This window comes from Clostridioides sp. ZZV15-6598, from assembly GCF_020657705.1.
Classification (GTDB): Bacteria; Bacillota; Clostridia; order Peptostreptococcales; family Peptostreptococcaceae; genus Clostridioides; species Clostridioides difficile_F.
In genome coordinates this window covers 1-5,275 of record NZ_JAGWCS010000197.1, presented here as the reverse complement: position 1 = coordinate 5,275, position 5,275 = coordinate 1, and the positions used below count along the sequence as shown (strand labels likewise).

Sequence of the window (5,275 nt, the reverse complement as noted above, 5' to 3'; positions counted from 1 at the left end):
GTATAAGATTGATATTCCCAAAATTCATAGTAGATACCTCCTTTGTAATATAATCACCAATTTATATTAGATTTGCTTTTATTAAACAAAGTATATCAGCAATACAATGTTAAAGAGTATCTAAAATATTACAAATATTAAATTAGAAAAAGACGGTAAGTTAACCCCACCATCTTATTTTTTTATCTACTAATGAATGATGCTACAAAAGTCAGTATAAAAAATGAAACAAACAATATAATGAACTTGTGTAATTTACTTAGTTGAAATACTTTATTAGAAAAGAATAAAATTAATGCTGAGACAATTGCAAAAAGTAGATATTTTATAATCATTTTATCACCTATTGATTTCTTACAGATTGTAAGTAGTATTTGGTTACATAAGCCCCACCTTTATTATAACGCATTTTCTTAAATTTAAAGATTTTTCCAGATGTTATATTTGACCCAAGATGCATTGTAATTGCTCCAACTATAGCAGCGGCAAGATACTGTCCTATACCAGGAATGGCGCCAGCCAAAAGACCTGCAACCCCTGTACCAGCACCAGCTAAAGTTAATGCAACCCCTTTAGAAAGATATAAATCAAAGCCTGTCTTAGTCCAAACTATTTTATTTGTTCCAGATTTTCTATAATATAATTCATTTTCAATAAGAGTAGTATTAATACCGTTTTCCTTAAGATTTTTAATTAGCTTATTCATATCTATGTATGTAACTGTGCCTGGTTTAGGTAATTGAGAGTCATTGATTTCCAAGTCTTCTATTGTTGTTGGATTATTTTCTATATAACTTGGGATGTTATTTGAAATTTCCATTGCATTGGCTGTTTGTCCGATAGGTATGCCTACAAGAGCTGCTAATAATGCTACTGATAACAATTTCTTAATCTTTGGATTTCTTAGTTTCATAAAATACCTCCATTTTAAATTAGTTATATCAAAGATATATATTATTATTGTAGAATATAATTCTTAAGAATTAACTATACTAAATATTAATAAAACATATAGTAAAACTTAAGAATACATATAATAAAACTTAATATAAATTAAGTATATGAGATAAATTTTATATATTATAATTAGATATAATGAAATGCGATACATATTGTAATAATAAAACGAACGAAATTCATTAATGTATAAAACTATCAAGAATATTACTCAACGCATCTTAAAATTGATTTAAATAGCTCTTTTTAACAACATAAATTATATGATATAATAAAAAAAATAGAAGTGTATTCGCAGTACACTTCTATAGTTGCAATTAAGCATTCTCATGTTGGGGAGTGCTTTTTTCATTTTTCCAAACAACATTATTTACTTCATCAGTAATTATCAAATCTATCTCATTATCTTTCAAAATCTCTGTTGCAGTACAAATGAGATTATCTAAGTCAAAACTTCGAGTTATCTCCAGTTGTTTGTTACTTAGAACTCTTTTAAGTATATAAGTCTTAAAACACATTCCTATCCCTCCTCTATGCACTTTTAAATACCTCCATTTGTTAAGTTTATTATACACTATAAAGTGTCGTTTGTAAATATAAAAATGAAATTAAATAGTTTTCTTTGTAAATTGAATATAGATAAAGGAAACTATATAGTGTATAATTGTATATAGAAAAGTGAGGTGGTTATAATGTCAATTTCATTTGGAGAAAAGATAAAAATAATACTAAAAAGAAAAAATATGACTATAGGTGAGCTAGCAGAAAAAACAGGACAAACAAGACAAAATCTTTCAAATAAATTTTCAAGAGATAATTTTACAGAAAAAGAAATTAGAGAATTTGCAGAAATACTTGGTTGTGAATTTGATTTTTATTTTACTATTAAGGATACAAATGAAAAAGTATAATAGGAGGAAATTATTAGATGGAAGTAACTTTGCATACAGGAGAGATTAATTTTTTTAAAGAGGATGAGGTTGCAAAGAATTATATAGGAGATTTATACTATCTTATAGATGAATATAAATTCTCAATGGACACAGTATCTATTTTAACCAATATAGATATAAAGAAGTTAAATGACTTTTATATAGGAAAAGGAACCTTACATTATGATGAGCTAACACTTATAAATAGTGTCATTATAATGCCCTTTGTAGATACATTTAAAACTGCTAAACATAACTACAACATGATAGCTCATAAAAAGATTATAATAAAAGAATGAAATTAGATTGAGAAATAGAGGACATTGTAGAAATAAAAAAGATATGTAGTAAAGACTATGATACTAATGTGATACTAATATGTTTTATAGGGCATTAGAAAATATAGAAATAACAGAAATAACAGATTAAGTTTTATGTAATAGACGAGGTTTTATCAGATTATAAAGAAAAATAATCATAACACAACTATAAAATAAATTTTATAAAATTTATTTTGAAAAGGTATTTTTTTCAAATTTGAGGACATAATAAAAAAGAACTGAAGGTCAAAGTTTTAGTTCGCCAATCTTTGGTAAACAAAATTTAAAATTTGTAACGTCTAGGAGGTTTTTATTATGAAAGCAAATGTTAATCAAGATACTTGTATAGGTTGTGGATTATGTCCATCAATATGTCCAGAAGTATTTGACATGGCTGATGATGGAAAATCACATGTTATAGTTGATGAAATACCAAGTGATGCTGAAGAATCAGCAAAAGAAGCTAGAGAAAGCTGTCCAGTTGATGCAATAGATGTGCATTAACAAAATAAAAGCCTATAAAGATTGAAAACTCAATCTTTATAGGCTTTTATATTTTATTGAGTTAAAATTTCAATTCCTGTCTCTGTAACTAAAACCATGCACTCCCATTGAGCAGATAATTTACCATCTTTTGTATAGATAGTCCAATCATTTTCTTCATCGACAAAAATCTCATCAGTACCTTCATTTACCATAGGCTCTATCGTAAATATCATTCCAGGAACCAACAGCATTTCAGTTCCTTTTTTAGAAACATAACTTACAAATGGGTCTTCATGAAAACTTAGTCCAACTCCATGCCCACCAATTTCTCTAACAACAGAATATCCATTTTCTTTTGCATAAGAATTAATAGCATCACCTATATCACCCAAGAATCTCCATGGTTTAGCAGCTTCAAGACCTTTTTGAATGCATTCTTTAGTAACTTGAACCAATTGTTTTGCATTTTCCTTAACATTTCCTACCATAAACATTCTTGAAGCGTCTGAGTAATATCCATTAAAAATAGTAGAAACATCTACATTTATAATATCTCCATCCTTTAATATAATGTCTTTACTTGGGATACCATGACAAACCTCATTGTTTATTGATGTACATACACTTTTAGGAAAACCATTATAATCTAGTGGTGCAGGAATAGCTCCATTTTCTAGTGTAAAGTTGTGAACTAATTCATTTATATCTTCTGTAGATATTCCCACTTTAATTTTATCTGAAATATAATCTAAAATCTTTGTGTTTATTACAGCACTTTTTTTAATTTCTTCAATTTGTGTTGCATTTTTTATGATGTCATGAGTAGGTACAATATGACCTAGCTGAGCGAATGAATTTATTTTATTATCTATATCCATATGACATTTTTTATATTTTTTAGTACTTCCACACCAACAAGCATCATTTCTGTTTAATTTCATAACTCTTCATCCTTTTATTATTTATTTAAATTATGGGTTACATAAACTATTTTAAAATATAACCATTAGAAATATTATAACATAAATATCAAAAAGTCTTTTATAAAGAGTAATTTATTAAATAGAAATATGTTATTAAGTATTAATGTATTTCATAGCTTAGTTCTAATTTTTCAAGAAAATTATATGTTAAAGGACAATTTTCTTTTAATATATTTTTTGAATCTTCATCAAGATAATAATGCACAAATGATTCTGCAAAAAATTCTTCTGGGAATTTACTAATATATGCATGTGCAACTTGTTTAGGGTCATAAAGTTTATATCTTTCTTGAGTAAACACTTCCATAAATTCTTCTGAATTTGATTTTTTGTTTAAAACATTTTTATCTATAGCATGTGCAGTTTCATGTAATTCCAAATTTTTAGCTGAATGAACATTTGCGTAACTAGGGTTACTATAACCTATTTTAGCTACAATAGAGTTGTTTCTATATACACCAGGTACATCTTTCCAAGTTTTACCTGATCTTACCCAACACGGAGGTAATTGGTGTTTTAAATCACTAAATTCTGGTTCATCAGTTAAATTTGAATTTATTAATTTTATAATTATATCTTTTTCTTTAAGTGTTTGTAGATATTTTCCATTTATATTTGAAAGTCTGCTTTTCATGTTTTCGACTTCATCTTTATCATAATCTGAATTATCTGGAAGTATAAGCATTTGTTCAATTATATCTATGTTATTTTTTCTTATAGTTTCATTGTTTTCATTAACTTCATATTCGAGATTATCATCTTGATAAAGAGTCATATTTGCATTGTTTTCTGAAAGATAGGAGTGAATATTTTCTAAGTCTAAAATGTTCATTTGATGTAAGATATTATTTGTTTCACCACTCCATACAACTAAAGAAAGTGAATTAAAGTTAATTAGTGGATTTTCTTTTGTTTTTGTTTCATTACTTATACTGACATCGAATACATATTCAATGGAGTTTTCTATATCAAGATTGTTTGTGTTCTTCTTAAGATATAGATATGCTTGTCTTAACTCTATATAAATGTTATCTAAAGATTCGTCGTAAAATTCTGATAAATTATTTGTAAATATTTCTTCACTTAAAAGTTCGCTTTTATCAGTTACACTTTCAATTAAAGTATTAATTTCTTTTATCATATCAGAAATATTTATCTTCTTACTTGCTTTTTCATCAGATACATTGCATGGTGCAAGAGCAATGCAATAAAAATCTTCTTCTTTTTTATAAAAGGCTTTAAGTGATTTTGACAAAAGTGTAAAGTCTACACCTATCTGTAAATTGACTTTAAATAATTTCTTTTGTGATAATTCAATATTATTGCTTTTAGCTGTAATTAAATTGTTTTCCATAATCATTGCCCCCTTTTTATTAGGTTATCATAATTTTTTTATATATGTCAATTTATTTTTTTGAAAATTATAATTTTTTTGAAAATTTTATTTTTTATATTTGTGAATTTTTTGTTAGAAGAATAAATATGTTATTAATATGTCAAAATTTAGCGTTAAATACTCTTGGAATCTACTTTACGAATTTACATTTGAGTTATTGTTAAAGATGACCAATATATAAAATTTACAGCAGTTTTTTTT

At 26.0% G+C, this 5,275-nt stretch carries 7 protein-coding genes; 3 read left to right on the top strand and 4 right to left on the bottom strand.

Annotated features, from left to right (window positions below; translation table 11 throughout):
* Positions 1 to 343 precede the first annotated feature (343 nt).
* Positions 344 to 913, bottom strand: a complete 570-nt coding sequence (locus tag KGF50_RS20265; RefSeq protein ID WP_227849730.1) for a hypothetical protein — start codon at positions 911 to 913, stop codon at positions 344 to 346.
* Between the two features lie 361 nt (positions 914 to 1,274).
* A complete protein-coding gene (locus KGF50_RS20260; protein WP_227849729.1) occupies positions 1,275 to 1,475 on the bottom strand; it encodes a hypothetical protein in 201 nt (66 codons plus the stop codon).
* Between the two features lie 174 nt (positions 1,476 to 1,649).
* On the opposite strand from KGF50_RS20260, the gene KGF50_RS20255 reads away from it, so the two are divergent.
* From KGF50_RS20255 to KGF50_RS20245, 3 genes are all read left to right on the top strand, one after another.
* Complete coding sequence (locus tag KGF50_RS20255) at positions 1,650 to 1,868, top strand: helix-turn-helix domain-containing protein (RefSeq protein ID WP_227849728.1); 219 nt, start codon at positions 1,650 to 1,652, stop codon at positions 1,866 to 1,868.
* Between the two features lie 17 nt (positions 1,869 to 1,885).
* Positions 1,886 to 2,188, top strand: a complete 303-nt coding sequence (locus tag KGF50_RS20250; protein ID WP_227849727.1) for an HTH domain-containing protein — start codon at positions 1,886 to 1,888, stop codon at positions 2,186 to 2,188.
* 336 nt (positions 2,189 to 2,524) lie between these two features.
* Positions 2,525 to 2,713 carry a ferredoxin gene (locus KGF50_RS20245; protein ID WP_227433029.1) on the top strand — a complete coding sequence of 63 codons (189 nt, stop codon included), beginning with the start codon at positions 2,525 to 2,527 and terminating at the stop codon, positions 2,711 to 2,713.
* Positions 2,714 to 2,766: 53 nt separating this feature from the next.
* On the opposite strand, the gene KGF50_RS20240 is transcribed toward KGF50_RS20245, so the two are convergent.
* Together KGF50_RS20240 and KGF50_RS20235 are read right to left on the bottom strand one after the other, a co-directional pair.
* Positions 2,767 to 3,636, bottom strand: a complete 870-nt coding sequence (locus tag KGF50_RS20240; protein ID WP_227849726.1) for a methionyl aminopeptidase — start codon at positions 3,634 to 3,636, stop codon at positions 2,767 to 2,769.
* Positions 3,637 to 3,778: 142 nt separating this feature from the next.
* A complete protein-coding gene (locus KGF50_RS20235) occupies positions 3,779 to 5,032 on the bottom strand; it encodes an anthrax toxin lethal factor-related metalloendopeptidase (RefSeq protein WP_227849725.1) in 1,254 nt (417 codons plus the stop codon).
* Positions 5,033 to 5,275: the final 243 nt, after the last annotated feature.